Annotated in this window: 1 pseudogene; it reads right to left on the bottom strand. The window is 64.3% G+C overall.

Annotation, left to right across the window (positions count from 1 at the left end):
* Positions 1 to 678: 678 nt before the first annotated feature.
* Positions 679 to 1,134, bottom strand: a pseudogene (locus AC6A67_RS04110) (hypothetical protein); the annotation flags it as partial.

A 1,134-nucleotide genomic window follows, 5' to 3' on the forward strand; every position in this document is an offset into this window, starting at 1 on the left:
ATGCGCCGATAAGTGAAAAAACCGCCATAGATTGCCAGGAATCCGAGACTAAAGTTCTACATGTGGCCACCCTAACTGTATTGGCGCGGATCAGTGGCGCGTCTGCCGCCAGGTGTGGGGACGCAACTGCGCGCCTGTGAGCCTGGGCAGCCCCGCGCAAGGCGCCAACGCCCCAATGGCAGCATCAAAGCCTCTCATACCAGGATGCGAAGATGCTGACGCATCCGCATCCTGACAGGCTCCGCCGCCGCACCGGCTTCACCAGAACCCGCTGCGTCATGCTCATCGGGTTCTGGCAGCAGGCGTCAGCCTGGCGTCGCCTGTGAATATCAGAGGGGTGAATGGGCGACGCGGGCCGCCAGGCGCCCCAAAACCCGCCGTTGCGCGGCGGTCCGTGTGGGGCCGACTTCTGCGCCAGCCGCCGCTATGGCATGCGGTCGACGGCCAGTTGCCGATGGGAGACAGCTGAAGGCCCGTCGCCGGGCCAGGCTAGCGAGCGTTCCGCGCAACCAGGTTCGTTTGACCGAGCAGAACTGGCTCCCTCCATGAAGATGGGAGCATGTGCCGATCCAGGGAGATCGGTACATGTTCTGATATTCACGCCGCAGCGCTGGCCCTAACAGGCGCCAGGCCCTGGCGGCGCGACGGCGGCGCCTGCTGTGGGCGCGACCAGCGCAATCATGCCAGATGATCGGCTGGCGGCGCGTTGCCGGCAGCATGCCTGTTGTCTGCTCGCGCGGCGGGTCGGGGGGCGCGACGGCCCGGCTTCCAGCTGAGGGTAGGTTTTTCGATCAGTCGCCACGACAACATGCCAAGCGCGATGGCCGGGATCACCGAAAGCGCAAAATTGGCCAAGGGCGCCTCTCGCACCGGCAGAAAATGCGCCACGATCTGCTGACACAGAAAGCCATACAAATAGACGCCATAAGAGGGGGCCCCGAACTTCTCCACGAACCCGAATACTGGCGGGCGCGCATAGCCCAGCGCCAGGGTGAGATATGGCGTCAGCACAAGACAGGCGATCTCCGCCGACAGCGGCGTCCGCGCGAAGAGGGCCACCAGCACCAAAAGCATGAGCCCCCATTGCAGGTTGAGAAATTTCTGCGGGACCCACATCCGGTAGACTGCGCCAGC

The sequence above is a fragment of the Camelimonas sp. FR25 genome, assembly GCF_059740505.1.